We start from the raw sequence: 26,789 nt of genomic DNA, 5'->3' as shown, positions 1-26,789 counted from the left end.
GGGTTGCGGTCACTTCGCTGCGCTCGTTCCCTGACCCCAGGCTATGGATGTGTATGCCCTTTGGGCAAGTGCTGCGGAATGAATTCCGCAGCATCGTGAAACAGATCACCGCTGAGCGGCACTAACCCAAAAGTCGGTCAGCAATACAATCGACGTCCCAAGCAGCGACCGCGGGCGGCGAAAGCCTGGACACCAGCGCGAGATCCTCTCTCAACGCTCCTCGAGCTGCCGGGCGCCTTCGATCACCAAGTAGCGGGCATCCGCGACGACGTTTTCAAACGTTTGCATCTTCCCTCCGGGCCAACGGATTTGGACCTCATCGATCGACTCCGCTGCACCGATACCGAAGTGCAGCACCGGCTCGTTGCTGCACATGTAGCCGTCGCCGCCGGTTTGCCAGCCGGTCCAACTCTCCTGGCCGGCCTTGACGCGGACTTCCGCACCGATGGCATCGCGTTCACCGTCCACGCCGATCAGTTCGAATTGAATCCAATGCTGTGTGTCCGAATCGTTCTGCAGCAATGCGACGGGCTGATCCAAATGCCCCGCGACCAAGTCCATTTTCCCATCGCGGTTCCAATCCAGCGTTGCCAGTGTGCGTCCGAGTTGTTCACGTTGCCAGTAGACGTCGCCGGCGGCAGCCGGATCCTGAAGCCGAAATCCCTCGCGGCCGCCGTGGAACAGTTGCGGGGCCATTTGGAACGGGATGCCTTCGTCGCGGGCGTCAAACACGTGTCCGTTCAAGACGGCCAAATCGAGCCAGCCGTCGTTGTCCAGATCGGCTGCCTGGGTACCGAACCCGAGCACCGGGAACGAGGGGTCATGCAAGCCGTACCGCAGCGATTCGTCGAAAAAGAACCCGGGGACGTTTTGTGTGAACAGGTTGACCGGTTCGTTGTGGAAATTGGTGACGTGCAAATCGAGAAGGCCGTCGCGATCAAAGTCTCCCGAAGCGACTCCCATGCAAGCCTGGCTATCACCGCCTTTGCCGATGCTGCAGCCGCGTACCGCGGCCGATTCGACCAACGAAAACCGGGCGTCATTTCCGCCTTCGGTTGCGGTGCTGACCCAGAAATGGTTTAGGTCACCGTCGTTGGCGATAAAGAAGTCGTTGCCCAGTTTGCCGTCAAAATTGGCGATGACCAGACCGAACCCTAGTTTGGGGTTAGCCCGCATGTTCGCCGCCTTGTCCCACGGGTGAAACCGCCCGTCGCCGGCTGATCGAAAGACACGATCTGCCGCGGCGTGGAAGCGTTGCGGCTGGCACGACAGATAGTCGTCGGTGCAACTGATCGTAAACGCCAACGGGTCGTTGATGTAATTGACTTCGATGATGTCGGGCAACGTGTCGCCGTCCAGGTCCGCCAAACCGATGCACGAGGTCCAATCGGCGGCCGGGGCAACGTACAGATCGCTGGCATCGCGAAACGTGCCATCGCCCTGGTTCAGATAGATCACGTTGTTTCCGATGTTGGCAACCAACAGGTCGGGGAACCCGTCTTGATTCACGTCCCCGGCGCAAACGCCTTGGCCGAAACCGCGATCACCGACGACCGCACGCCCGGTGACTTCCGTGAATTCGCCTTCGGGGAGAAATCGGAACAGCTGATTCGGCGTTGACGATCCCGGTTCTGCCGGCGTTCCACCGGACTGAGCGGCATAGAGATCGCACCGGCCGTCCAGGTCAAAATCGATCACCGCCAATCCACCGCCATTGACCTGGTACGGATAAAACTTGCTGCCATCGGAAGCGAATCCACCCACGTATTGGGCGTGAAGTTTTAATTTCGGGGCAACGTCGACCAGTCGCAGTTGCTGATTGTCGGGCTCCGCTGGGGCGACCGATGGCGTCTGTTCCTGCGTCTGCAATTTGGGCAGCGGCCATTGCTCGATCTCGAACCCGAGCAGGCGGTCCAGTTTCGCCGATCCGATTTGGCGTTCGGTTGCGTCACGTTCCCAGGCGACGATGGCTTGATGACGCTGGTTCAGTTCGGGAATCCGCTGTGACATCGCGCCGCTCATCTGAGCCTCTCGCATCAGCCAGGCGCACGACTCCCAGGGTCGAGCGAGTTCCGCCAACTGCTGCGAGATCCACATCGATTGTTCGGCATCGGCCTCCTTGGCGATGCGAAAGATTTGGTCGAGCACGGCCAGCCGTTTTCGCAGCTCGGGGGTTTGCGATTCCTTGTCGGTGACAATCAACGACTGGATCATCGAACGCAACGATTCGCGATCGCCGGGGTCGCGGCGAAGGGCTTCGCCGAATGCCCGAATCGCTTCGTCGTGACGATCCTGCAACGCCATCCAACTGCCGATCGCGCTCCAGTATTCGGGTTGGTCTTTCGTCCCCGGCGGCAAGTCTTGCGACCACCGGACCAGCTCTTGCCGGCGACCGGTTTCGGCGAGGATGCGGCCGTGAAGCGCCGCCGCGGTGGTGTTTTCGGGGAACGCAGCCCTGATTTGATGCATCCGCTTTAACACATCCTCCGGCTCGGCATTGACCCGCGTGTAAAGCTCTCGCACATGGCCCAACGAGAACAGCGTGACCGATTGGCCGGTGGCGAATTCTGCGAACGAAACCAGATAAAAGGGACCTTGAAGGTCGACCAGACTGAGGGTTTCGTTGGGCTGAACGGCGCGAAGACGGATCAATTGACGCACATGTCGACTCGCTTCGTAGCGTCGCCCTTGCGCATTGAGTAGTTGCGCGAGCAGCCGATGGATCTGGACATTTGCGTTGTCCAATTCGACGCCGCGTCGCAGATTTTTCTCCGCGGCGGCAAAGTCACCGCAGCGCAGATTCCAATCAAAGGCACGGACCAGGATTGCAGCAGCACGTGTCGGATCGGCCTCGGCAATCGTTGCCGCCAATTCGGCCGCACGACAATGATCCCCGCGTTGGTTGTACAATTCAATCGCCAAACTCAACGCTTCGACGTTGCTGGGCGATCGAATCAGAACCTGTTGAACCAATTCGAGTGCTTGATCGGTTTTCCCCTGCTGGAACAGTCGAAAGGCTGATTCCAGCCGTGACGCGTCATCGTCGACCGTCGCTCCGGTCGGAGTTTCGACCGACGCCTCGTTGCGATCGTTCTGTCCGCAACCGACCAAAGCGAGGCCGGCTAAAACCAGAATGACCGCGGGCACGCTTGCTGGACAGTGCGTCTTTGACGTCGCTACGCTGGACAGAGCGTGGCCCCCCTCTGGAATCCACCTTCTGGCGAAGGTAGCTACGCCGGACAGGCGATCCACAACGGCCTTTGTGCATTGTGGCGTCATCCGGCGCGGCAGCGACCTGTCAACGGAGAGGCGCAGGACGGAAAACAATCGATTCATGTTCATCGTTACGGCATCCACGGATCGATCGTTCGTTTTTTGGTTCTTCGGGGCATCGGTCGACGCCGGTTGATCAAAAGCGGCGTTCGACGGCGTCGACCGGACGCAGATTGTTGTCGATGATCTCGTCCCAATCGTCGTCATACAAGTTGGCATTTTGGCCGGCCAACGGACGCGACGGCAACCAGACATCCGGTCGGAAGGGCTCCATTCGCAACAGCGTTTTTCGATAGGCTGTCAATCGCTCCTCCGTTTCGGCAAGCTCTGCCATCAAATCCTCCATCTGGGGCTGCAGGTCGCCCATCGTCTTGCGGCCGGAAAGCCTGTTTTTCCAGACCAACGACACGTTGCGTGGTGCGTCGGGCGTCAACAAGACCTCACGTCCATCCACGGAATACGAATAGCACAACCCCATGGGAGTCTCCAGCAACTGCAGCGGAATCGCCGACGCTGCCGACGGCGTCTGCGCGTCCAATCCATCGTTTTTCAGTGCGGTGGTGATCGATGTGGGGGCGAACACGACCGTGTTTCGTGGCATCGATTCCAACCCCGAACGGTGATCGGGGCGATCGGAGGTCAGCAAGATCGTCGCGGGCCGCTCGGTCTTTAGCCCCAGCGCGTCCAGACGTGCCGATAGAAACGCCTGGAAGGCGTCCGCCCCAGGCGCGTTGACCACCCTGAGTTTCTGTTGATCGAAAATCGCATACACGGCAATGCCATCCAGATCGCCCAGGTAAAACACGCCCGGTTCGATCGGCTTGGGGTGGCCATCAAGGAAGTCGGCTCCGTCGCGTGCCTGACGGTCAACCATCGCCTGCAGTTCGTCGCGTGCCGGACGGAGCATCCCCTGCCACGTCGCTTCGTCCAACCGAATCGACTGCAATCGTTTTTGCTGTCGCGGGTGCCCGGTCAACAACAGATCGGGCGGCCCCATTTCCAGCAACCGGTCGATCGTGGCGACAAATGCGGTGGCATCGCCGCGGTATTTCGGGGCGAGTTCGGCGGAGTAGGTGGCGGGGCCGAAATCGATCGACGAAATCACGTCTCCGCAGAAGAGGATTTTCTGGTCGCCTCGGGTCAGCAGGTAGCACGTGCTGCCCGGAGTGTGCCCCGGTGCGGCGATCGCCTCTACCGTGACGTCACCCAATTCGATCCGGTCTCCGTCAACCAGTTCCCGATCCACCTCGATCGCAGCGCCGGAATAGGGGATTTTGGGAAACACGGAGTAGAGGGCTGGCAAGTCGGGACCGCGAAGCACCTGGCAGTCGTCTTTACCGGCGGCGACGATGGATCCCGAAATTGTTCGGATCCTGTTGGCGCCAAACACATGGTCGTAATGTGCGTGGGTGATCAACACATAACGCACATCCTCCAGCCGCAAGCCGACCGACAGCAATGATTCGCGGACACCGCGTGCCAGTTCGTCGCTGCCGGAGTCGATCAGGATGATGCCGTCGGAAGTTTCGATGGCGTAAACGGCGCTAGGGCTGAGTTCGCCGAGCACATGAACGCCGGGGGCGACGGTCAGCGTTTTGCCGCCCAACCACTGCGTCGGGTACTGAGGTGCCGCAGCGTTGCTTTCAGCCTCGCGGGGGACCAACGTTTCCATCGGTTTGCCGGGTGGCGGAGGCGACGAGGGGTTGCAGCCGCTGATCAGAGCGACGCTCGAAACGATCGAGGAAACGAGAAACAGCTGAACGAGGGACTTGGCAGACGACGCTCGCGCCGGGGTGTGCTTACTCTGCGATTTCGCCTTCTTCAACAATGGTCAGTTTTTGGTTCGATGGAATGGGTCCCGGGAGGGTCTGGACGATCCCCGAGGGCCAGGTGACGGTGACTGAATCAGCCTGTGCCGCGTCCCCCAAGCCGACGTACATCGGCATTCTGCTTTGCGACAAGTAGCCCGATTTACCGTCGTGGACCGAAATCAGGTGTTCCTCGCCGACCTGAACATCCACCAGGGCACCAAGACCGTCTCGATTGGAACGCGTACCGACCAATTCTACACTCAGCGCATGGACGTCGTGGTTGTCGGTCAGATTGCTGGTCAAAACCATCGGGGTTCCGCCGAAGTCGTTGGTCACGATGTCCAGATCGCCGTCGTTTTCGATGTCAAAGACGACGGAACTGCGTGAGCCGGCGGCCCCCCAGACGTGGATTTTGCCGCTACGGCCTTCGCACAATCGGTGTTTCGCATCGGCTCCGTCGCAATCCAGTTCCATCCACAGTTGCGCCGTGCCTTTCGCCCGCGGCTCGACCCCCAAGATGAATTCGCTGTCCAGAAATCGTTTTCCATGATCGTTCAGCAGAACGGAATTGATTCCGTAGCGGAAATCAAAGTTCATGCTGGCCGTGATGAAGACGTCTTCGAATCCGTCGGCATTCAAGTCCGCCACGCTGATCCCCCAGGGCCAATAGTTTTCGGCCCCGATTTTGTCCGACACCTCGCGGTAGGAGTCTTTGCCGTCTTTCAGATAGAACGCGTTTCCCAGGATGTGATTGCCGTCGGTGGCGAGCATCGAGATCGGCAGATTCCGGGTCATTTTCTGCTTTTCGTTTTCTGGTTCCACGTCATGAACCATGTCGGTGTGCATGTCGGTGACGTACAGATCCAACCGAGAGTCGCGATTGAAGTCAAACACTTTGACGCCCATCGATCCCCAGGCGCTGTTCGGGAACAGCTTGAGTCCCTTGCTGACAAAGCCTTTGCCCTGCTGGTTTTCAAAGTACTGGTCGTGGCCTTGCATGCTGAGCAGGTAGATGTCGGGCCAGCCGTCGTCATTGCCGTCGATCGGCGTGGCATCCCCAGACCAGGACACGTCGTCGAATCCGACCTTTTCGTTGACGTTTTCAAAGCGTGCGTCACCTAAGTTGCGAAACAGAATGTTCGGTTCGGCACGCTCGGGGAACAGATGTCCGGTGAAGGCGGCTTTGTAGGCCAGGTAGTACCCGCCGGGACCACGCTGCTGGGTCGTGTATTCTCCAACGTTGGTCAACAGCAGATCCAGCAAACCGTCGCGATCGTAGTCGAAGAACACGGCCCCGGAGGAGTGCCCGACGTGATCCAATCCCGATTCCTCCGAGACGTCTTCGAAGACTCCCGTTCCGTCGTTAAGGAACAACCGATTCGGAGCCCGGACACGGGTGACGTACAGGTCGGCATCCCCGTCGTTGTCGACGTCGGCAAACGACGCCCCGGTCGAAACTTCATCGGCGACCGCGACGCCGGCTGATTCGGTGATGTTTTCAAACTTGCCGCCGCCAAGGTTGCGCCACAATTGGTTGCTTCCCAATTGGCAGACGAAGTAAAGATCCAACAATCCATCTTGGTCGACATCGGCAACCGACACGGCGCTGCCGTGGTCGTAGTGGGCGGCTTTAAAATCTCGCTTCACGTCGTCGACCACGTTGTCTTTGAATGTGATGCCGCTGGCCGAAAGCGTGTCGGTGAACTGGAAATCGCAAGTCACGTCGTAGCCGGGCGCCAGCGCACGCTGGGCTCGGGCACGAGGTTCCAGCCATTTCGGATCGCGAACGTCGCGTGGAACGGACACTTCGGTGACCCGATCGCGCCGCGTCGGGTCTTGTTGGTCCAGCAATTCACGCACATCTTCCAGCAGCTTCTTATTAGCCTCCGGCGACAACCCTTCGTAATAGCCACGGATTTTGGAATCTTGATCCACCAGCACGAACAGCGAACTATGAGCAATCAGGTTGGTCGCGTCGCGCCCCGATTGGACATCCAACTTGAAACCGTCTTTGCTGAGATCCCACAAACTCGATCGATCGCCGGTCAGGAAATGCCAATGTTCGAAATCCGCTCCGGCCTTGTTCCCGTACTCCGTCAGCACCTCGGGGGTGTCGAATTCAGGATCCACGGTGAACGAAACCAGTTGGACCTTGCCCCATTCATCGGCCCGCTGGAGCGTTTGCTGCAGCTCGGTAAACGCGGCGGTTTGGTAGGGGCAGGTCGCGCCGCAACGCGTAAAAACAAATGTCGCGACCCAGATGCTCCCGTCCAATTGGCTGCGGTCAAAAGGTTCCCCATGCTGGTCCGTCAGTGAAAATGCAGGAATCTCTCCGAAAACCCGTAACCCTTGGGCTTCGCCGGTTCGCAGCGAGCGGTCCACGTCCGGCGTGGACTCACGTTGCGGGGCGACATCGGGGGCACACCCTGAAAGCACGGCCAGGGTCGAAATCACCAGAAAAACCGAAGGATTCCAGTGAGACAGGCGAAAAAAATTCATTGAGTTCGGTTGGCTGGTAATGGTGCGGGGGAAAGCTTTCGGACGGTCCGCCTAAAATCCGCCGAACGTTGAACCACGAAATCCCCAATTAGTTCCGGGTGGTCGTAACCACACATCTGACTTCCCAGCAAAGAGTGCACGCCTGAATCCCCCGTTTCAATCCGGGTTTTGAATTCCAGGCCCGGTGCAGCGACTTCATAAAGGCCGACTTCGGGGATTTCCACCAAATAAACGAAATCCCGACTCGTCAGGTTCAAGTCCACCGATGCATTGGCTGGGGCGAAAAAATTTCGCGATCCCAAGCGGTCATCGCTGGTTCCCAGCACCGCATCGGTACCGGGGTAGTGAAAATAGAGGTGATAATCCAATCCGACCACCTTGACATCCAAATGGGTCAACGCTGGTTCCTCACGAAGCCCTCGCCAGCCGATCGAGAACGCGACGCCGGCGGCAATCAAAGCCGCTGCGACCGCAAACGTCGATCGAAGGTTGGCGGCCATCTCTCGGACGGCATATCGGGATTTCGTAGATTTCAGAGTGGAATTCATGAAGTTCTTTTGTCTGGGACGCCATGGATCGGCCGAATTGGCGGCGCGTGTCGAGGCGGCTCAAAAACTATTCACCATCGCCCGGCTTTAATCAAGCGGCGTTGATTTCGCTTTTCCACTCCTTCGTGTCCGCCCAACCGGCGCGCAAGGGGACCCGCGTGTTGCGGAACGCAACGCTTCCCGCAGTATTTGCTGTCACGTCGGCGGGGCAAACGCCCCATTCCGCTAAATCGAGATTGATGGGGCCCGTACGCTGGCGCGGTACGGCTGATGTCACTTGGTGGTGAGCCGATTGGGCGCCAGCCTTCGGGCCCTCCCCTGGACAAAACCGCGTCGATTTCCGCTTGCGGGCCTTCCCGCTCCATCACGGAACATCGATCGTCAGCGGCCAGCCGGGCACCGATTCGTTGCTCGGTTTTCGGTCGCCGTCCATCGTGTGCAGCCGGAGTGTGATCCGGCGGTTCGGTTTGTCAAACAGCACCATGCCGTACCCGTTGTAGCCGTGCGCCGTTCCGGCAACGGTCAGCTTGTTGCCGAAGCGGTCGTGATGGTTGCCCGATCCGACGACGCCGTCGATCTGGCCGCCCTGGGCCGGCACACCGGGACGCCAACTTCGGTTCTGATTGGACGCGAACGCGGGAAGCGAATAGCCCCACGGGCCGTCACCCCAGGCGACGATGCCATGTCGGTGCAGCGTGCCGAAATGGATGTCGCCGCTGATCATCACCGCATTGGAAGGGGCGATGGCACGCAGGGCACGGTTTCGCGCCGATTGCGGCCAGCCGTTGGCATCCATGTCGCCGTAGGTCACATCGTAGTTGCCGATGTTGACAAAGGGTGATTGAGACAGCACCGCGGCAAGTTGGCGTTTTTGTTTCACCCGATTCGCCCAATCGGCCAGAAAGGCCTCTTGTGCCTGCCCCAATAACTGCAGGTCCGGCCGGTCCAGTTTTGCGACGTCATACGCCGGATCCATGATGACTTCGAGCGTTCGGTTGGGCTTGTCCGTGCGGGGATCGGGAATCGCTTCGGAGAGGACCTCCGAGGGCGGTGATTTGAACTTGCGGTCTTCCAGGATGGCGAAGCTGACACCGCCGTAATCGAGCGAGGTGAAGTAGGCGAGGATGCCGTCGCCCCATGGCCCAGGCGCGACCGGATCGGGCAGGTGCCACATCTGAGTCCGTTCGACGGCGTTGACCCACATCGGATGCATCGGGTAGCCACCGGAGGTGCGGTCGCCCGCCATGAAGCGTCCCCCGTCGCCCCACAGATCATTCGCGTAAACGTCGTGATCGTCGGTGATCATGACCGACGGGCGATCCTTCAACAGGTCGCGAAAGATCATCCCAAAGCGTCGCCATTTGGCCAAATAATTCGCCATCGCCACGGGAACGTCGGCTTCCGTCTTCGCCTCGACAATCCCACCCCCGGCGTTGCTCTCATAGATTTGATCGCCCGCGAAGAAGATCAAGTCGGGATCCTGGTCGATCATTTGCGTAACGGCTTCCGCATAGGGGAAGTATTTGTCGTTGACGCAGGCGACCGCCATCAACTTGATCGTCTCGGCGTCTTTCGGATCGGCGCGGATCGTTCCGGTCAGTTCACTGCCGCCGCAGCTAACGCGGTACTTTCGGGCGACCGTCGAATCCCAACGCTCAACGCGAAACTCCGCCATCGCGGTCAACGGATCGACATCAACCGTCGCGATCGAACTCCAACCCGTGTCCGTTTCCAAAGACAGCGTTGCCGCTGCATTCGTCGGACGCATCGGATCGGCGTCGGTGTGGGCCGACAGCTTTAGCGTGTTGCCAGCCAAGCAGTACTGAGTCCACAGCAGCGCGGCTTGGTCGTTTCCCGCGGCATCCACACGTTTGACGCTTGCAAAGTAGGCTCCGTGCTGTCGGTCGTCTGGGGTGGTCAGCGTCGTTTTCAATTCGGTCGCGCCGGCCGGCAGGTTGACTCGAAACGTCACATCGGGCGTCTTGTCCGGTTCGTGAATTTCAACGGACAGCGTTTGTCCCGCGATTTCGATTGCTGCCGATTTCGATTCGATCGGCTTGTCCAGGTAGGCCGGCCAACGCGATAGAGAGATTTCGTACGTGCCTGCGGCAGCGACATCCAGATGCCAGGGGCCGTTGGCGATCATGCGTTTGAGAACGTGCTGATGAGCCCAGGGGGGGCTGCCCACGGGCAGCACCCATTCTTGGCTGGTCAGGTGCGATGGGTTTTCCATTTCAGAGCCCACCAGGATTCGGGTCGGAATCATCCCGGGCCTGACCGATTCATACCACTGCTGGTGGTCTTTGCTGAGTTTGGCGACCACGTCGGGATGGTCGTTCGCGACGTCGTTTCGTTGTGCCGGGTCGGCGATGATGTCGTACAGTTCCCGGCCTTCGACCAACCGCCAACGTTCGGTCAGGGCCGCGCCGATTTCCCACCGGTCACCGGGCTTGCGATAGCCGTTGCCGCCGTGCATCTGCGTGTGCAGCGTTCGTGGCGTCCACGGCGGATCGTCGTTTTCCAGCAGCGGCACGAGCGACCGCCCATCCAACTCGGGCCACGACGCCGGACGATCCAGTTCACACAAATCCATCAGCGTCGGCGTGATGTCGAAGTGTGCGGCAAGCGTGTCGATGTCGCGTGGCGAGCCCAAGTTTCCGTTCGGCCAGCGGATGAACAGTGGCACGCGGTGGCCGCCGTCGTAGGCGGAACTTTTTCCGCCACGCATGTTGGCGTTTTCTGCCGGATCCAACGGCCAGCCATAAATCCGAGTCCCTTTGTCGAACGTCGTCCCCGCCGAAGTTCCGTTGTCGGTCATGAAGATCACGACGGTGTCATCGGCCAAACGCTCGTCGTCCAAAAACTGAAGCAAGCGTCCGAGGTTCCAATCGAAGTTCGCGACCATGCCTTTGAAACTGGCTTTCGTGTTGTTCATGCCCAGGTCCAGAAAAGGCTGCTTCCATTTCTCGGCAACCAGATAGGGACCGTGGGGTGCGTTGGTGGGCAGATAAACGAAGAACGGCTTGCTGCCGCCGGCATCGGAAACGACCGACGTGATGAAGTTCATCGCTTCATCGAACCAGACGTCCGTGCAATAGCCTTCGAACTTTTTCCATCGATCACCGACCAGGTACGTGTCGTCGAAATAGTCGTTGGTCCAGTAGTCCGAGATCTGCGTCAGGCCCCCGCAACGATGCCAGACGCTGCGTTCAAATCCCTTGTCCATCGGCCGTGACGGTGCACAATCGCCAAGATGCCACTTGCCAAAGATCCCGGTCGCATAGCCGTTGCGGGTGAACAAATCACCCAACGTTTTCTCGCGCCGGTGTAGCGACGTTCGCCCCGACGACGTGCGGTACGCGCCCGTCCGTGCCGGATAGCGGCCGGTCATCAACGCCGCCCGTGTCGGAGTACAAAACGGAGCCACATGAAAGTCGGTGAACCGCACCGATTGGGAATGCAATCGATCCAGATGGGGAGTCCTTTGTGTCGGATTTCCATGGCAGGAAAGATCCCCGTACCCCTGGTCGTCCGTCATGATCAGGATAACGTTGGGCGCGTCCGCCGCACGCAGTGATGAAAGCAGTGATGAAAGCAGTGATGAAAGCAGTGATGAAAGCAGTGATGAAAGCAGCAGCAACAACAGCGCGGACGAGAATGGCGTAGACACTCGATTCACGGATTCTTTCCTTGCATCTGGAGAGGGGACACTTGCGTCAATTTAACAGCCCCCGCAATAGAAGGTGCGGAATCGGCGGTGTAACCAAAGCTGACCGGCACAGAAATATTGTCGATCATCGGTCGGGCAGCCGAATGACCGCGGGGCACCCACTGTATAATCACGTCGACGCGATCTCGTTTCTCTGACGCAAAGACTCACTCGTTGTGCGTCAACGTTGTGCGTCAACGTTTCGTTCGCCCCACGCCCTTCGGTCCGCCGACGTAGTAAGCCCCCATGAATGATCCATTCGCCGACAACGAGCCGGTCAATCCATACGCGCCGACGTCGTATCCGTCGCAAACCGACGCGTTTGTCGATCACAACGCGGCGCCGGAATTGGCCAGTCGCTTGTCCCGCTTGGGCGCGGTGATCGTCGACGGATTCTTGATGATGTTCATCATTTTCCCGCTCCAGATCGCGACGGACTTCATCGGCCGGGCCGCGATGGGAGAGGTGGGCATGTTGGAGCAGTTGGCGATGTCGTTGGCCGGCATGCTGGTGTATCTGTTACTCAACGGGTACTTGCTGGCCACCCGGGGGCAGTCGATCGGCAAACTGGCCGCGGGTATTCGGATCGTGGACGCGAATACGAATGAATTGATCTCGTTCACGCGGATCTATGTTTATCGCTACCTGTGGACCGTCCCCTTCACCATCGCCACTCTGTTGATCCCCGGGTACACCGACGACCAATTGGTCAATTTGGTCTTTCTGTTTGACGCGATCCTGATTTTTCGCTCCGATAAGCGCTGTCTGCACGATCTGATCGCGGGATCCAAGGTGGTCAAAGTGGTTCGGTCTTGAGTTCCGTCCTGATTGTTTTTTTGCCTTCGCTTGCCAAGCATTGATCGGCACAGTCGAATGGATCCGGCGCGAGCGATGTGAGTTGATGAAGTCACCGCCCTTTGTCACCATCCCCGTCACTGTTCACCTGTAGCGAGACGGCACACTGGAACCGATCATCGAAATTGACAACGTCTCCAAACGGTACGGAGACATCGAAGCGTTGCGGGATGTGTCGCTGCGCATTCCGCCCGGCGTGACAGGGCTGCTGGGGCCCAACGGGTCGGGGAAAAGCACGCTGATCAAAGCGTTGCTGGGGTTGCTGCATACCCAAGCGGGAAACGGACGCGTGCTGGATTACAAATGGCCGCGCGAAACCAAAGCGATCCGAGATTCGATCGGCTACCTGCCCGAAGACGATTGCTACATCGCGGGGCTGGAAGGGATCGAATCGGTTTCCTTGATGGCACAACTGTCGGGCTTGCCCGCTCGCGAGGGTCTGCGGCGCAGCCACGAGATGATGGACTTCTGTGGATTCGGCGAAGAACGTTACCGGGAGGTCGAATCGTATTCCACCGGAATGCGTCAGAAACTGAAATTCGCTCAGGCCCTGGTGCATGATCCTCCGCTGTTGATATTGGATGAACCGACGACCGGTCTGGATCCCGATCAACGTGTCGCCATGCTGCGACGGATTCGCAACTTAGCGACGCGTCACGGAAAGTCGATCATTTTGTCGACGCACATTTTGCCGGACGTCCGGTCGGTGTGCGACCATGTGGTGATCCTGGTGCAAGGGACCGTCCGCGTGATCGACACGCTGGACAACTTGAGCCGTCCGATCGAACCGACGATGCACGTGTCGGTCATCGGTGATCACAGCGCGTTTGCCCGTCGCGTCACGTCGGAAGGGCATCGCGTGGAGTGGCAACCCAAGTCCGGCACGCTTCGCATCAGCGGAATCGAACCGGAGCAAACATCGATGTTGTGGCATTGGGCGGCCGACAGTGACACGGCGATCGGCCGAATGGAACCGGCCGTCAACTCGCTGGAACAGATCTTCATCGATGTCGCCTCGGGTTCGATGACAGCGGGCCTCTCGGCGTCAGCGGGACTTTCCACAGACGCAGCCGTCCAGACAGCGGGGGCCCGTCGTGCCGGTCCATGATCTGGGGTACCGAAAGTGGTCCGGTGAGCGTGCCGACCAGTTGCTTCGCCCACTGGTGATCGCCCGTGGCGGGGTGGCGTTGATATTGAAGCGACGTTGGCTGCGGATTCTGTTGGTGTTGGCCTGGCTGCCGGTGATGTTTCCGGCGTTGGGGATTTTTGCATTCGAGTTTTCGTCGACCGAACCGGACATGCAGCGGATGATCGTCAACGTGGTTCGTCGACCACTAGCGCGTCCCGATCTGGCGGCGTTGATCCTGGACGACATGGACGCGGCCCGGCATGAAGTCTGGTCGACGATGATCTTGGCCTATTTTCGCTACCCCCAACTGTTCACGATGGTCGGATTGATCGGCCTGATCGCGCCCCTCTTGGTCTCTTATGACCTCCGCACCAAAGCGTACTTGATGTACTTTTCGCGGCCGCTGTCACCGACGCAGTACATCGTCGGCAAATCGGCGGTGATCTGGTTTTTCCTGGCGGCGGTGACCACGGTGCCGGCGTTGCTGCTGTACGTGCTGGGCGTGTTGCTGTCGCCGGACCTGTCGGTGATCTCGCAAACCTGGGACATTCCGCTGCGTATCCTGGCGGCTTCGGTCGTGTTGGTGCTTCCGACGACCACGCTGGCCGTCGTTTATTCCTCGCTGACGGCGGAGAGTCGTTATGCAACGTTTGCCTGGTTCGCCACGTGGGCGATGGGGTTTGTGGCCTATCAATTCTTGACCTTCACGACCGCCGCGATGTCCGGCCGGCGGCCTCCCCGTCGCCGCCGCGGACCGATCAACTGGGAAGAGTACGGCGTGGATTTGGATCGCTGGCGATTCCTTTCGCCCTACCACACGCTGGGCAAAGTCGAATCGTGGGTGTTCGGATTGGACACGACATCCGCCAGCGTGTTGCCTGCGATCGGCGTCTTGGTGGGGATCACGGTGATCGGATTTTGGATCGTGCACCGACGCATCGTCGCGAGGCTGAGTGTTTGAGCGATGATCGAATTGAATCAAGTCACCAAAATGTACGGGAACGTCGTCGGCGTGAACGATTTGAACGTCAACCTGAACTCGGGGGCCTACGGTCTGATCGGTCCCAACGGTTCAGGAAAAACAACACTGATCAATCTGTTGATCGGCCACTTTCACCCCACCTTGGGAAGCGTTCGCGTCTTTGGAAAGAATCCGATCCGCCACCGAACCATTCTCCGCAACATCGGCCTTTGCCCGGCCTCGGACGTCCTGTATCCCAACGTGTCCGCCTATGAATGGGTCAAGTACCTGGTTCGCTTGCACGGCATCAGCCGCCGCGAAAGCCGCGAGCTGGCCGAACAGGCGTTGCAGATCGTCGGCATGAGCGGCGCGATGCACCGCCCGATGGGAACCTATTCGCTGGGGATGCGACAGCGCACCAAGATCGCCCAAGCGATCGCACACCAACCGGACTTGCTGATTTTGGACGAACCCTACAACGGCCTGGATCCGGTCGGGCGAGCCGACATGACGGCGGTGTTGAAGTCGTGGACCGACCAGGGGCGAGGGCTGCTGTTCGCCAGCCACGTGTTGCAAGAGATCGAAGCGGTGACGTCGTCGTTCCTGTTGATCTATGGCGGACGATTGCTGGCAAGTGGGACCGCCGATGAAATCGAATCGATCTTGGCCGACACGCCGCAACAGGTCAGCGTGATCGGCCCGGACGCCGCTCGGCTGGTGCACCACTTGGCCGAGGTTCCGTGGGTCGACTCGCTTTCCCTGTCGGCCGGACGGACGGAATTGAAGGTTTCGCTGCGAGATCCCGGCGAATTCTATCGACAGCTGCCGCATTGGATCCGCGGCGAAAGCTTGGCGATCGAGCGTTTACAGGCTTCCAACGGCAATCTGGAAGCGTTGTTCGATTCGCTGTTGAAGCATCACCGAGGAGAAACGCCTTGAGCAAGCTGACTCTGCCGATCGATGTGATGCTGTTCGAGCTTCGCCGCTCGCGAACACTGGGACGGATCGCGATCTGGTTTCTGCTGGTGGCGTTTCCAGTGGCGATCGTCACGGCGGTCCACCTGATCACAAAGTTCGAACGGGGTGATGAATACGTCGCGGATGACTTCATCGAGCCGTTGGGAATGGCGATGTACTTTTTGATCCCCGAAGTCAGTTGCTTACTGGGATTGCTGCTGTGGGCCACACCGGCGATCAGCACGGAGATCGAAGGGCAAACCTGGGTCTATTTGACGCTGCGCTCGTCCGGTCGCCGGATGGTGCTGGTCGGCAAGTACATGACCTCGGTCGTTTGGACGCTCTCGGCGTCGCTTGCCGCGGTGGCGTTGTGCACCGTGGTGGTGGGGCCGACGATCGGATCCGAATTGTGGTGGGTGCTCACGAAACTGGTGGTGCTGTCGTGTTTCGTCCACGCGGCGTTGTATCTGCTGATCGGCACGCTGTTTTACCGCCGCACGATGGTCGCCGCGGTGGCGTACACCGTCGTCGTGGAATACGTCGTCTCGTTCATCCCCGCGTTGGTCAACAAGTTCACGATCAATTACCGCTTGCGAGGCTTGTTGGCGGATTGGATGCAATGGGCGGACGCCCGCAGTCAGGCCGAGAACGTGTTTGGAAACGAACCGGCATCGACGCACCTGCAAATGCTGGGCGTGATGATTGTCCTGTTCCTTGGCATCGCCCTCTATCGGGTCGAACACACCGAATACCCGACGCAGCAAGAAGGTTGATCGCCGCTCACGGAGGGTTCAACGCATTTTTTACCTGTCATTCCAAGTGCGACCGTCATTCCAGGTAAACTGATCAGCCTCCCCAAAACTTCCTTCCGCCCGTTGGACCGGAAACTCATGCGACGTCTGATCGGATTGATGATTGCCTGCACCTTGATCGGTCAGGCGCTGGCGGAAACCGGTGACCCTCAAATTCGGACCGATCACCCCTGGTATCCCGGTGAGTTGGCGATCTCGACATTTGATCGCCTGTTTGCGACTCAGGCGGAGATCTATCGACGCGTCACAGGACGGCCTGTTCAGACGGACGAGGACCGGGCGTTGGCGTCCTGGCTGTTTCGGAACACGCACTATTGGCACGGTGAAGCCGGCCGCCGCGACCTTTGGGGGAATGGATTTGAATCGCAACACGACTATCGGCTGCGTGAGTATTGGAACGGGCTGTTCGGATTCGGATACGGGCTTTGTGGCACCACCCACTCGCAGTGGACGGCCGAATTCGAACATCGCCTGGGACACGGACGTGCCCGCGGGGTTGGCGCATCGGCACACAATGCATTTGAGGTTTTCCTTACTGGCGGTGCGTATCGCGAGGGTCGCTGGGCGCTGTTGGATCACGACTTGTCGACGGTCATCTTCGATCCCAGCGGCGCCCGGCTGATGGGGCTGGGTGAAATTCAATCTGATGTGGACCGTTTGATCGACCGCAACTATTTGCCTGGGCGGCAGCGTGGTTGGTTGGTGTGCGGGCTACACCCCGATGACGGCAATTCTTATCGAAGCTACGCCGTCGCTGAGTACTTGGCCGGTTACGCGGGTCCGCCACCGATGGTTTATCTGCGGCGAGGCGAAACGTTGCGGCGGTACTTTCAACCCGGTCTGGATGATGGGAAGACGTTCGTCTTTTGGGGACGCAACTACAACGCCGGCGGGATCCCGGGGCCGCACCGATCACGCACTTGGGTCAACCAGCCCGACAAGATGCACGGTTCAACCACCGGAACACCGCACCGCGACGGACAAGTGCGCTACGCCAACGTCCAGTCGGTCTATCGTCCCGATTTTTCCACCGACGACTACCGCGAGGGCATCGTACGGGAAAGTGCCGACGAGATTGTGTTCGAATTTCAAACCCCGTATGTGATTGGTGCATCACCACCCAACAACAACGCCTGGGGGATTTACCAGCCGGGCTGTACCGGCGGGCTCGTGCTCCGTGGCAACCTTGATTGCCCCGTCGCGGTTTCCCGTGACGCCGGTCGGACCTGGTCCACCGAGCAGACCTTCGTCGACGGATTGGATCTGACCGATCTGGTGAAGGGCCGATCGAGCTATTGGTTGCGTTTGGCAGCGGGCGCCCAAGACCTGCGCGACTCGGGATTGGAGATTCGCACGGTCTGTCAGGCGAACATCGCCGTCCTGCCTCGATTGAAAGACAACGGGACGACGGTGCAATACGCATCGAGCGGTCGACGCGTGCGTTCCATCGGGCCGGAAATCGAACTGGCCAAGACGTTTGTCGCCGAAGGCGGATTTGGTGAACCCTCGGTCTCACTCGACCTGCGCAGCGACCGCCCGGTTGTTCAAGCCTATGCAGCGGCCCATGTCGCGTCGGGCAGCCCACCCGATCCGACGGTTCGCTACCAGATCGAATTCAGCACCGACGGCGGAGAACACTTCCGGCCGATCGTCCGAGATTGGAGGGTTCCACGACGGGGCGACGAGCCGAGTGATTTTTGGTCTCAGAGTTTCTGTTATGGCTCGGCAGAGTTGCCCCATCCTTCGCGCGACATTCAGATCCGATTTCGCAACAGCGGAGGCAAACGCTATCTGCGGGCTGAAGCTCATCTGGTCGAATCTACCAAGGCCAATGATTCGGTGCGGGTGACCTATGACTGGAACGACTCTTCGGGGGACCACCGACAGTCACACGTATTTGACGGCACGGGGACATGGAAACTGAACACGGCACAGGACGTTCGCACGCGTTGGGTCGAATTCGCCACCGACAAGTAACGGTCGACCGGTTGTCACGTCACCGCTGAAGATGTCCCGGGCACAAATACCGGTTTCAGAACTCGTAGAGTTTTTTCCCAGTTTCCTGTCGGGCAGTCGCGAGAAACAGCGGTTGCTAGATTAGTGCGGAAATCCCCGGGTTTTTGGGGTTTCGTGCGGACCATGGAGAGTCGTCCGCGTTTGAAATGAGAAAAACGTCAGCAGGAATTGCTTGAAACCGATGAATGTTCGCCAGAAAAAACTGCCGCTTGCCGCCCTGGAACGGATCGACGATCGCTGCGCCGATTTCGAACGTCTGTGGCAATCCGACCGGCCACCGACCATCGAATCGGTGCTCTCGGACAACGTTCCCGACGAAGAACAAGAACTGCTGCTGGCCGAACTGGTCGTGTTGGAAATCGACTATCGGCGACGTCGTGGCGACCGTCCGACGAAACAGGAATACCTGGATCGATTTCCCGATCATGTCGGGGCAATCGACGACGCACTCGATGAAGACGACAAGCCGAACGCTCCGTTCGCACCGCCGACCGTCGCACGTTTGTCCGAACTGTTCCCGACACTGGAGATCATCGAACTGCTCGGTGCCGGCGGGATGGGCGCTGTCTACAAGGCCCGCCAGGAAGGGCTGGATCGCTTGGTCGCCCTGAAGATCTTGCCAGAAGAATTCGCCCACGACGTGAAGTTCGCGCTCCGGTTCACTCGGGAGGCTCGCACACTGGCGAAGCTGAACCACCCCAACATTGTCTCGGTCTTCGAATTCGGAAAGGTCCAGGACACGTTTTACTTTTTGATGGAGTTTGTGGACGGACCGACGTTGCGCGACGTCGTCCGGGCCGGGCAGTTGTCTCCCGAACACGCGTTGGCGATCGTGCCGCATCTGTGCGACGCGTTGCAGTTTGCCCACGACAAGGGTGTGATCCACCGCGACATCAAGCCGGAAAACATCTTGATGGCGAAGGACGGTTCGGTGAAGATCGCCGACTTCGGTCTGTCGCGGATCCTGGGTAATGAAAATCAGCCGACGGAGCTGACCGGGACGCATCAGGTGATGGGAACGCCACGCTACATGGCCCCCGAACAATTCGAAGGGGCTCGCGGAGTCGACCACCGGGCTGACATCTATTCGTTGGGCGTCGTCTTTTACGAGATGCTGACCGGCGAGCTTCCGATCGGGCGATTCGCGGCGCCGTCACGCAAGGTCGCGATCGATGTACGGCTGGACGACGTCGTGCTGCGAACGCTTGAAAAGGAACCCCAGCGTCGGTACCAACACGCCAGCCAGATTAAGTCGGACATCCAGAGCATCGCGTCGACGGACAACCCGGCGTTTGCCCCCACCCTGGTCCACGGTGACGTCGCCGATGTCGGCCGGCCGGTCGATAATGCGACGACGATCACGCCGTCAACGGCCAGTCTTGAGCAACAGGAACTGGCCGGCAGGTTGCTGTTGACGCGGCGTGACTTGATGGACCGCATCCGAACGTCTTTGCGGCCGCTGTTTCGCGGGCAAGTGATTCAGATTTTGGTCGGCGTCGCCATCATCGTCTTGGGTGCTCAATGCTGGGCGCGAAACACCAGCGTGATGCCCAAGGTGGTCTGCGGCGCGATTCTGCACGTTTATGGAATTTTGGTGATCGCCGCCGCCGCTGCGGTCTGTACGCGAATCAATCGGATCGACTATTCGAAACCCATCGACCAGGTCCGCGAGAAACTTGACGCGGTGAAAGGCATCTATTTGAAAGTCGCCCCGTTGATCGGTTTCCCGTGGTGGCTGATGTGGATTCCGGCGACGGTTGCGATCGGATTCGATGTCGTCCTGACCCCCAACTCCTTGATTCCGTCGCTCGTGCTGGGTGTGATCGGGCTGGTTGTCTCGTACTGGCTGTACGTGCGCGTGCAGCGTCCCGACCGTCCGTCGGCGGAATCCTGGAGAGAACGTTTTGCCGGAACCAGCATTGCGAACGCGTTTTTGGCCCTCCGCGAAATCGAACAGGCACAGATTCGCTAGAGCCGCGTCGCCCGCCAACCTCACGTCGCATCCCGTCTCGCCCTAACATCCAGGTAAACGGTAGTGGACGACGCGAAAACCATGCTGCGGCGCAATCATGGCTACCTTCGCCAGAAGGTGGATCCCCAATGTTTCTCATCTACCAACGAGGAGTCAGCCATCAGCACTTCATTGGAAACCATCGTCAAAGAAGAACGACTGAAGCAAAATCCGGAGACGCTGACGGCGAACGCCGCCACATCGGTCTCGCCAACCATCGACCGGCGTCATGACTTGGACGCGTTGCGGGCGATCGCGATGCTGTTGGGGATCCTGCTGCACGCCGCGCTTTCGTTTTCGCCGATCCCTTGGACGGTCAAAGACTCCCAGCAAAGTGAAGTCTATTCGGTTCTGTTTGCCGGGATCCATGGTTTTCGCATGCCGCTGTTCTTCATGCTGAGCGGTTTCTTTACCGCGATGTTGTGGCGAAAACGGGGGCTTGGGGGGCTGATCAAACAACGGCTCAAGCGCATCGCCCTGCCGCTGGGGATCGGCTGCTTGACCATCGTCCCGGCGATGTGGGCGGTCAGCTATTTCGTGAGTCGTCCGTCGGCGACGACGAGCGAAAACGCAGCTGTTTGGGAAGCCGTCGTCGCGGGTGATACCGATCGTGTTCGCACTGCGATCGCAGCGGATGAAATCGATGTGGATGCCGTCAGCCCCGATGGCGCGTCGCTGTTGACGGTCGCTGTCTTCCTGGGGCACACCGAAATGGTCGAAATGTTGCTCAGCGAGGGTGCGGACGTCCATCAGCGAAACGGCGATCAAGGAACGGCGCTGCACAGCGCGGCGTTCATCGGTCGCGACGAAGAAGCCGAAATGCTATTGCGAGCGGGTGCCGATGCCGATGCAATGGACGCCAACGGGCAAACGCCGAAGGATCTGCTAAGGATCGACTTCGGAACGACAAACTTTATTGCGACTTCGTTCGGACTCTCGCTTGACGAAGCGGCACTCAAAGCCGGACGCGCGAAGATCGCCAAACAGATGGGCACGGTGGACTACCTCGGATCCGACGCCGGTGGATCAGAAAACAGCGTGTGGAAAATGCTGGAAGGGTTGCTGTTTCAGATGCCCGTGTTCATGCACCTGTGGTTTTTGTGGTTCCTGTGTTGGCTGGTCGCGGCGTTTGTGATCTACGCGGTGGTTGCCGACGCGATAAGGCTAAGCAAGGTTCCCGCGTTTCTGGTGTCTTCACCGGCCAGTTTGCTGTGGCTGATTCCACTGACGATGTTGCCCCTGTCATACATGAATCCTGGCATCTTCGGTCCGGATCCGTCGATCGGCCTGCTGCCCCTCCCGAGTGTGTTGGCATACTACGCCGTGTTCTTCTTTTTCGGCGCCCTTTACTTTGACAAGGACGACGACGAGGGGCGACTGGGGCGCGGCTGGTTGATCAGTTTGTCGATCGCGCTGCTGGTTGTTTTTCCGATCGGGCTGGATTTGGTGTCGGGCAGCTTGGGGATCGTGCCCAAACTGGACGACCCGGCGTTGAATGCTCTTGCAGGGAACTTTCTACAGGCCCTGTTTGCATGGCTGATGACGTTCGGATCGATCGGAGTTTGCCGTCGACTCCTATCACGCGAAAGCAAGACGATGCGTTACATCTCGGACTCGTCGTACTGGTTGTATCTGATTCACCTGCCGCTGGTCCTACTGGCGCAGTGGTACGTTCGCGAACTTCCCGCCCCGGCGATCGTCAAGCTTGTTGGGATCTGCATCGTGATCTCTGCGATCCTGTTGCTGACCTACCAGTACGGCGTCCGCTACACCGTGATCGGTCGAACGCTCAACGGCCCGCGCCAGAGATCGGCGTAGTGCCGACAGCTATTCAACTCCTACTTCCGGCTTCTCTGGTTCGAGTAGTTCGAGCCCGAAGTTCTTGCCCTTGTCGACTGCGGGCACCCCGACCGCCATCCACTCTGGCTCGGGAGCCCCCAACAAATAGTGATCAAAGAACTGCTGCATCCGGGTCGCAAAATCCCGCCGGTTGGAGTCGCCCATCACCCAGTGCGGGTCGCCGTTGTAGTTCAACATCCAAGCGGGTTTTCCGAGACGGCGCAAGGCGACGAACAATTCGATTCCCTGGTACCAGGGAACGGCGCCGTCTTCGTCATTGTGAAGAATCAGAAGCGGTGTATTGATTTTATCTGCAAAGAAGAGGGGCGAATTGGAAATGTAGTTTTCGCGAGCCGTCCATAGATCCTCGCCGATCCGACTTTGAGTCCGTTCGTATTGGAACATGCGACTAAGCCCGCTTCCCCAACGGATGCCGCCGTAGGCACTGGTCATGTTACTGACCGGGGCGCCCGATTCGGCGCACGCGAACAGATCGGTTTTTGTCACCAGGTACGCCGTCTGGTATCCGCCCCAGCTGTGACCTTGCATTCCAATCCTCGCACGATCCACGAACCCCTGCGCGATCAAGTGCTCGACCCCGGGGATGACCGAGTTGGCGGCGCTCGGTCCCGGCTGGCCAATGCGGTACGGGATGTCCGGAATGAACACGAGATAGCCACGACTGACATAGAAGCTGTGGCAAATGATCGAACGCCCGGCGGCGGGCGGGTAGTAGCGATGCAGGTGATCGGAGTTTCGCTCATAGAAGTACACCATCATCGGATACTTTTTAGAAGCGTCGAACCCGTCCGGTTTCAACAGGATTCCATCGAGATCTTCACCGTCGCTGGACTTCCACCGAACCAATTCTGCGTCACCCCAAGAATACTCCGCCTGTTGCGGGTTCATGTCGCTGACCCGATAGATCTTCTCAAAGCTTGTGTCGCTTGACCACAGATCGGGGCATTGGCGAAACGTACTGCGCGTGAACAGGACGCGATCGCTGTCCTTCGCTTTTTGTAATCCGGAGAGTTGTTCGTCCAGGACGATCAGACGCCGCAACCGTGATTGCGTCGGGGGGGCGTTTTTCTTGTCAACGTTGTCGGCGTTCTTCTTCGTCGTTTGATCGTCGCCAGGCGGGTCCAGCACATAGAAGCCACTGGCTTTCGTTTTGCGGTTGAAAGCCGACAGCATCATGGGTTTCGCGGGATCGATCGCACGCGATTGAGGATCCAGTTTCAGATAACGAAATCGAAGATCATTCGTGCGGCCAACGCCTGCGGTCATACAAATCGGATCCGTTGTACCGCTGGGGTCGAGTTGCCAGATGTCATAGCGGTCATAGATCAAAAGGGCACGGTCCCCCGTCAGCCAACCGGGCGACCCGTAGGCGCTGGGCAAGGTCGGTCGGTCATTAAGTTCATCGTGCAATGCAAACTTGATGCCCTTGCTAATCCGAATCGGTTTTTCGTCGCGTTTCGTGGCCGATTTTGCAAACCACGCCTTCTGTTCCGCGTCGAACCAAGTCAGGTACTTGCCTTCGGGAGACAGACGCACATTCCACTTCACCGCCTCCAACACCAATTCACGCTCGCCGGTGCGCAGATCCACCAGGTAGGCATCCTGCAACCCGGGCACATCCCACGAAAGTGTTTTACGGTAACGCATGTTCGTATTTGCGACCGCGATGGGTGCAGACGATCGATCGTCGATGTCGACCAGCGGCATTTGACGCGTTGCCAGTTGGGCGATCTTCTTGGACCTGAGGTCGTAAACGGCCCGATAATCTCGCTTGCGTTCGATTTCTGCTTGCAGCAATTGCTGAGGCTGAAGCTGTGGATCCTGCCAATGCCAGACGTCCAATTTTGCTTGCTCGTCTTCTTCATCCTCCTCGATTTCTCGCCCTTCGCTGTTCGCTTGGCGTCGCTCGATCACCTGTTCGGGAATCGGCGCGGTTTCGAAATAGAGTCGGCGTCCGTCCTCGGAGAACTGTTGATTCGAGTCGGGTGAAACCCACCAACCCTCAGGGATTCCTCGGTCGCCCTCGGTCGCGATTTTGCGTGCTTGTTTTGCACGTGATGTCCAGTGATAGAGAGTCCAAGCTGCTTTCTCCGCATCGTAGTCATCTTTGTTCGTGATGAAGGCGACCGCGGAGCCGTCTTCGCTGAAGGCTAGATTCTTGTATTCGCCTTGACCGTGCGCGACAGTCCGATGAACCATGGAATCCAAATCGACAACGTGAACTCCGTCGACCGGGCCATTGTCGCCACGCTGTTTCGATTCTGCGGTTTGACTGTCGGAGCCTGATTCTTTGGTGTCGGTTGGTTTGACCGACGTGACAAATGCCAGGAGCTTGCCGTTCTTGGAGAAGCCATAGGAATCAACGTTGGGATAGGTTCGCTGGATCCCTGAATCAAGATGGATCAAGACCAACGGGGTGCCGGGTTGTTTGTCATCGTCGTGCGAAGTCTCATCATCGTCGGTCGTATTCGTCGTTGAACTCGACTTCCGGGGTTCCCCAGGCTTTGGTTCTGGCTGTTTCAATGGTTTGGTTTTGTGCTCTTCGGGGCCGGCCGCGGATTCTCCTCGTTCGCGAGCCAGCTGACTGCGGCTCTTTAATTTGAGTTTCTTTGCTGGTCGGCGAAGTCCTTCGGCGGTCACTTCATAGACCTCGCGGGCAATCGGTTTATCATCCTCTAATTCGTCCGATGCGCTCGGCTTCTCAAGCAAGCAGGCCACCCACGCACCGCTGTCTTCCGGTGTCTTGAACGAACGGACATTCTCGAGGTTGATCAAGGCGCCCGATTCGAGCTCCAGGATCTGCAGTTGCGATTTGGGCAATTCGTGCTCTGCCTTTTTCTCTTTCCGCAATTTCTTAAGCAACGTCTTCTCAGGCGTGATGCGGTAAACGGCGAAGCGATTGTCAGGCGTGAACCTTGCGTCGGTTCCCCTCGGGATGACGTACTCCCTTCCCGACTCGGTGTGTTGCACATGCAATGTGGCTTCGCCGTCGATGGCTCCGCTCTGGATTTGATACCTCGCCCAATTGCCATCGTTGGAGATGGCGGACGATGACATCGTGTTCCAGACGTCATAGTCCTGGTGTTCGAGCTGTCGCCGTGAGATGTCCTGAGCTTGGACATGGGGCGTGAACAGCAAACTCGTAAGCAGGATCGCACCGAAGAAGAGTGGGCGATTGGTACAGCGAGAAAAATCAGGAGTCATCGGTCAGAATTTTGGGTCTGTGTTGCGTGGGTCACACCGAGAATAATCACTGTTGGAACGATTGGAAACGATTCATGGATTCGCGACAGGCCGCAACTGGTACAGATGCTCCACTGGCTGAGGAACCTGTAAGTGATCATCGTCGCACACCGAACCGGTCTCGCCCACAACAACACTCCCAAGGGCCCCCTCGCAGCCCGAGTTGTCTCACGCTTGCACAGGGCTGTTCGGCTGAGCGGTCGCCCATTGGCGGGGTTAGCGGCGGTCGAATGGCCCTCGCGAAAAGTATGCGGGTCAGCAACTGCTAGAATTGAAGGGTTGTTCGAACGACATCCCGGCAGATTGATCAGGGGAGGCGACCATGAGTTATCAGGACATCCTGTTGAAGGTAGAAGACGGCGTGGCGACGATCACGATCAATCGGCCACAGGTTTACAATGCGTTTCGGGCCGAGACCTGTGAGGAGTTGATCGACGCGTTCAAGCGTGTCGCTTGGAACGATTCGATCGGTGTCATTGTGTTGACCGGCGCCGGGGACAAGGCGTTTTGCACCGGCGGTGATCAGTCCGCCCATGAAGGCCAGTACCAGGGCCGCGGTACGATCGGATTGCCGCTGGAGGACTTGCAAGCGGCCATTCGTGACGCCCCCAAGCCGGTGATCGCCAGGGTGCAAGGTTACGCGATCGGCGGTGGCAACGTCCTGGCGTTGTTGTGCGACCTGACGATCGCCGGAGAATCCGCCGTCTTTGGCCAAGTCGGTCCGAAGGTCGGATCGGTCGACCCCGGATTTGGGACCGCCTACATGGCACGCGTGATCGGCGAAAAGCGCGCCCGGGAGGTGTGGTTTTTGTGCCGACAGTATTCGGGGGCCGAAGCGGTCCGCATGGGATTGGCAAACGTCGTCGTTCCCGATGACGAATTGGACGACGAAGTGCAGCGGTGGTGTCAGGAGATCCTGGAAAAAAGCCCCACGGCCCTGGCCATCGCCAAGGGTTCCTTCAACGCCGACACCGCACACATCGGCGGCCTGTCGGCGATGGGGATGCGAGCGGTCAAGCTGTTCTACGAAACCGACGAGTCACAAGAAGGCGTGCGAGCCTTCAAAGAAAAACGCAAACCGGACTTCGACAAGTTTCGAAGCTAG

General features: G+C 58.8%; 15 protein-coding genes. 9 read left to right on the top strand and 6 right to left on the bottom strand.

The features are described from left to right. Window positions 1–210 precede the first annotated feature (210 nt). The 5 genes from H1B37_RS25595 to H1B37_RS25575 form a co-directional block, all read right to left on the bottom strand. Window positions 211–3,147 carry a CRTAC1 family protein gene (locus H1B37_RS25595; RefSeq protein WP_182870121.1) on the bottom strand — a complete coding sequence of 979 codons (2,937 nt, stop codon included), beginning with the start codon at window positions 3,145–3,147 and terminating at the stop codon, window positions 211–213. Window positions 3,148–3,409: 262 nt separating this feature from the next. Further along, window positions 3,410–5,098, bottom strand: a complete 1,689-nt coding sequence (locus H1B37_RS25590) for an MBL fold metallo-hydrolase (RefSeq protein ID WP_182870120.1) — start codon at window positions 5,096–5,098, stop codon at window positions 3,410–3,412. Further along, the gene (locus H1B37_RS25585) at window positions 5,073–7,583 is read right to left on the bottom strand and encodes an FG-GAP-like repeat-containing protein (RefSeq protein ID WP_182870119.1); all 2,511 of its coding nucleotides are present in this window, start codon (window positions 7,581–7,583) and stop codon (window positions 5,073–5,075) included. The genes H1B37_RS25590 and H1B37_RS25585 overlap by 26 nt, the downstream gene beginning before the upstream one ends. Then, window positions 7,580–8,131, bottom strand: a complete 552-nt coding sequence (locus tag H1B37_RS25580) for a cupredoxin domain-containing protein (RefSeq protein WP_182870118.1) — start codon at window positions 8,129–8,131, stop codon at window positions 7,580–7,582. Before H1B37_RS25580 ends, H1B37_RS25585 begins: the two co-directional genes overlap by 4 nt. Before the next feature lie 364 nt (window positions 8,132–8,495). After that, window positions 8,496–11,810, bottom strand: coding sequence for a sulfatase-like hydrolase/transferase (locus tag H1B37_RS25575; RefSeq protein ID WP_182870117.1), 3,315 nt, complete (start codon window positions 11,808–11,810; stop codon window positions 8,496–8,498). A gap of 276 nt (window positions 11,811–12,086) precedes the next feature. On the opposite strand from H1B37_RS25575, the gene H1B37_RS25570 reads away from it, so the two are divergent. The 8 genes from H1B37_RS25570 to H1B37_RS25535 all read left to right on the top strand — a co-directional run bounded on the left by H1B37_RS25570 (window position 12,087) and on the right by H1B37_RS25535 (window position 22,399). Then, entirely contained in the window at window positions 12,087–12,656 is a 570-nt protein-coding gene (locus H1B37_RS25570) for an RDD family protein (RefSeq protein WP_182870116.1), read from the top strand. A gap of 211 nt (window positions 12,657–12,867) precedes the next feature. Beyond that, window positions 12,868–13,803, top strand: coding sequence for an ABC transporter ATP-binding protein (locus H1B37_RS25565; RefSeq protein WP_353620919.1), 936 nt, complete (start codon window positions 12,868–12,870; stop codon window positions 13,801–13,803). Next, complete coding sequence (locus tag H1B37_RS25560) at window positions 13,790–14,785, top strand: ABC transporter permease subunit (protein ID WP_353620918.1); 996 nt, start codon at window positions 13,790–13,792, stop codon at window positions 14,783–14,785. Before H1B37_RS25565 ends, H1B37_RS25560 begins: the two co-directional genes overlap by 14 nt. A 3-nt stretch (window positions 14,786–14,788) precedes the next feature. Continuing rightward, entirely contained in the window at window positions 14,789–15,724 is a 936-nt protein-coding gene (locus tag H1B37_RS25555) for an ABC transporter ATP-binding protein (protein WP_182870115.1), read from the top strand. Continuing rightward, the gene (locus H1B37_RS25550) at window positions 15,721–16,515 is read left to right on the top strand and encodes a hypothetical protein (RefSeq protein WP_182870114.1); all 795 of its coding nucleotides are present in this window, start codon (window positions 15,721–15,723) and stop codon (window positions 16,513–16,515) included. The genes H1B37_RS25555 and H1B37_RS25550 overlap by 4 nt, the downstream gene beginning before the upstream one ends. A gap of 117 nt (window positions 16,516–16,632) precedes the next feature. Beyond that, window positions 16,633–18,531: a hypothetical protein gene (locus H1B37_RS25545; RefSeq protein ID WP_182870113.1), complete on the top strand. Its 1,899-nt coding sequence runs from the start codon at window positions 16,633–16,635 to the stop codon at window positions 18,529–18,531. Window positions 18,532–18,751: 220 nt separating this feature from the next. After that, window positions 18,752–20,542, top strand: coding sequence for a serine/threonine protein kinase (locus tag H1B37_RS25540; RefSeq protein WP_286178167.1), 1,791 nt, complete (start codon window positions 18,752–18,754; stop codon window positions 20,540–20,542). Window positions 20,543–20,623: 81 nt separating this feature from the next. Beyond that, window positions 20,624–22,399, top strand: a complete 1,776-nt coding sequence (locus H1B37_RS25535; RefSeq protein WP_182870112.1) for an acyltransferase family protein — start codon at window positions 20,624–20,626, stop codon at window positions 22,397–22,399. A gap of 9 nt (window positions 22,400–22,408) precedes the next feature. Here H1B37_RS25535 and H1B37_RS25530 read toward each other — a convergent pair whose 3' ends face one another. After that, window positions 22,409–25,645, bottom strand: coding sequence for an alpha/beta hydrolase family protein (locus H1B37_RS25530; protein ID WP_182870111.1), 3,237 nt, complete (start codon window positions 25,643–25,645; stop codon window positions 22,409–22,411). Window positions 25,646–26,006: 361 nt separating this feature from the next. On the opposite strand from H1B37_RS25530, the gene H1B37_RS25525 reads away from it, so the two are divergent. Beyond that, the gene (locus H1B37_RS25525; RefSeq protein ID WP_182870110.1) at window positions 26,007–26,789 is read left to right on the top strand and encodes an enoyl-CoA hydratase-related protein; all 783 of its coding nucleotides are present in this window, start codon (window positions 26,007–26,009) and stop codon (window positions 26,787–26,789) included.

Source organism: Stieleria mannarensis, from assembly GCF_014154935.1.
GTDB lineage: Bacteria > Planctomycetota > Planctomycetia > Pirellulales > Pirellulaceae > Stieleria > Stieleria mannarensis.
This window is presented reverse-complemented; position numbering and strand designations above follow the sequence as displayed.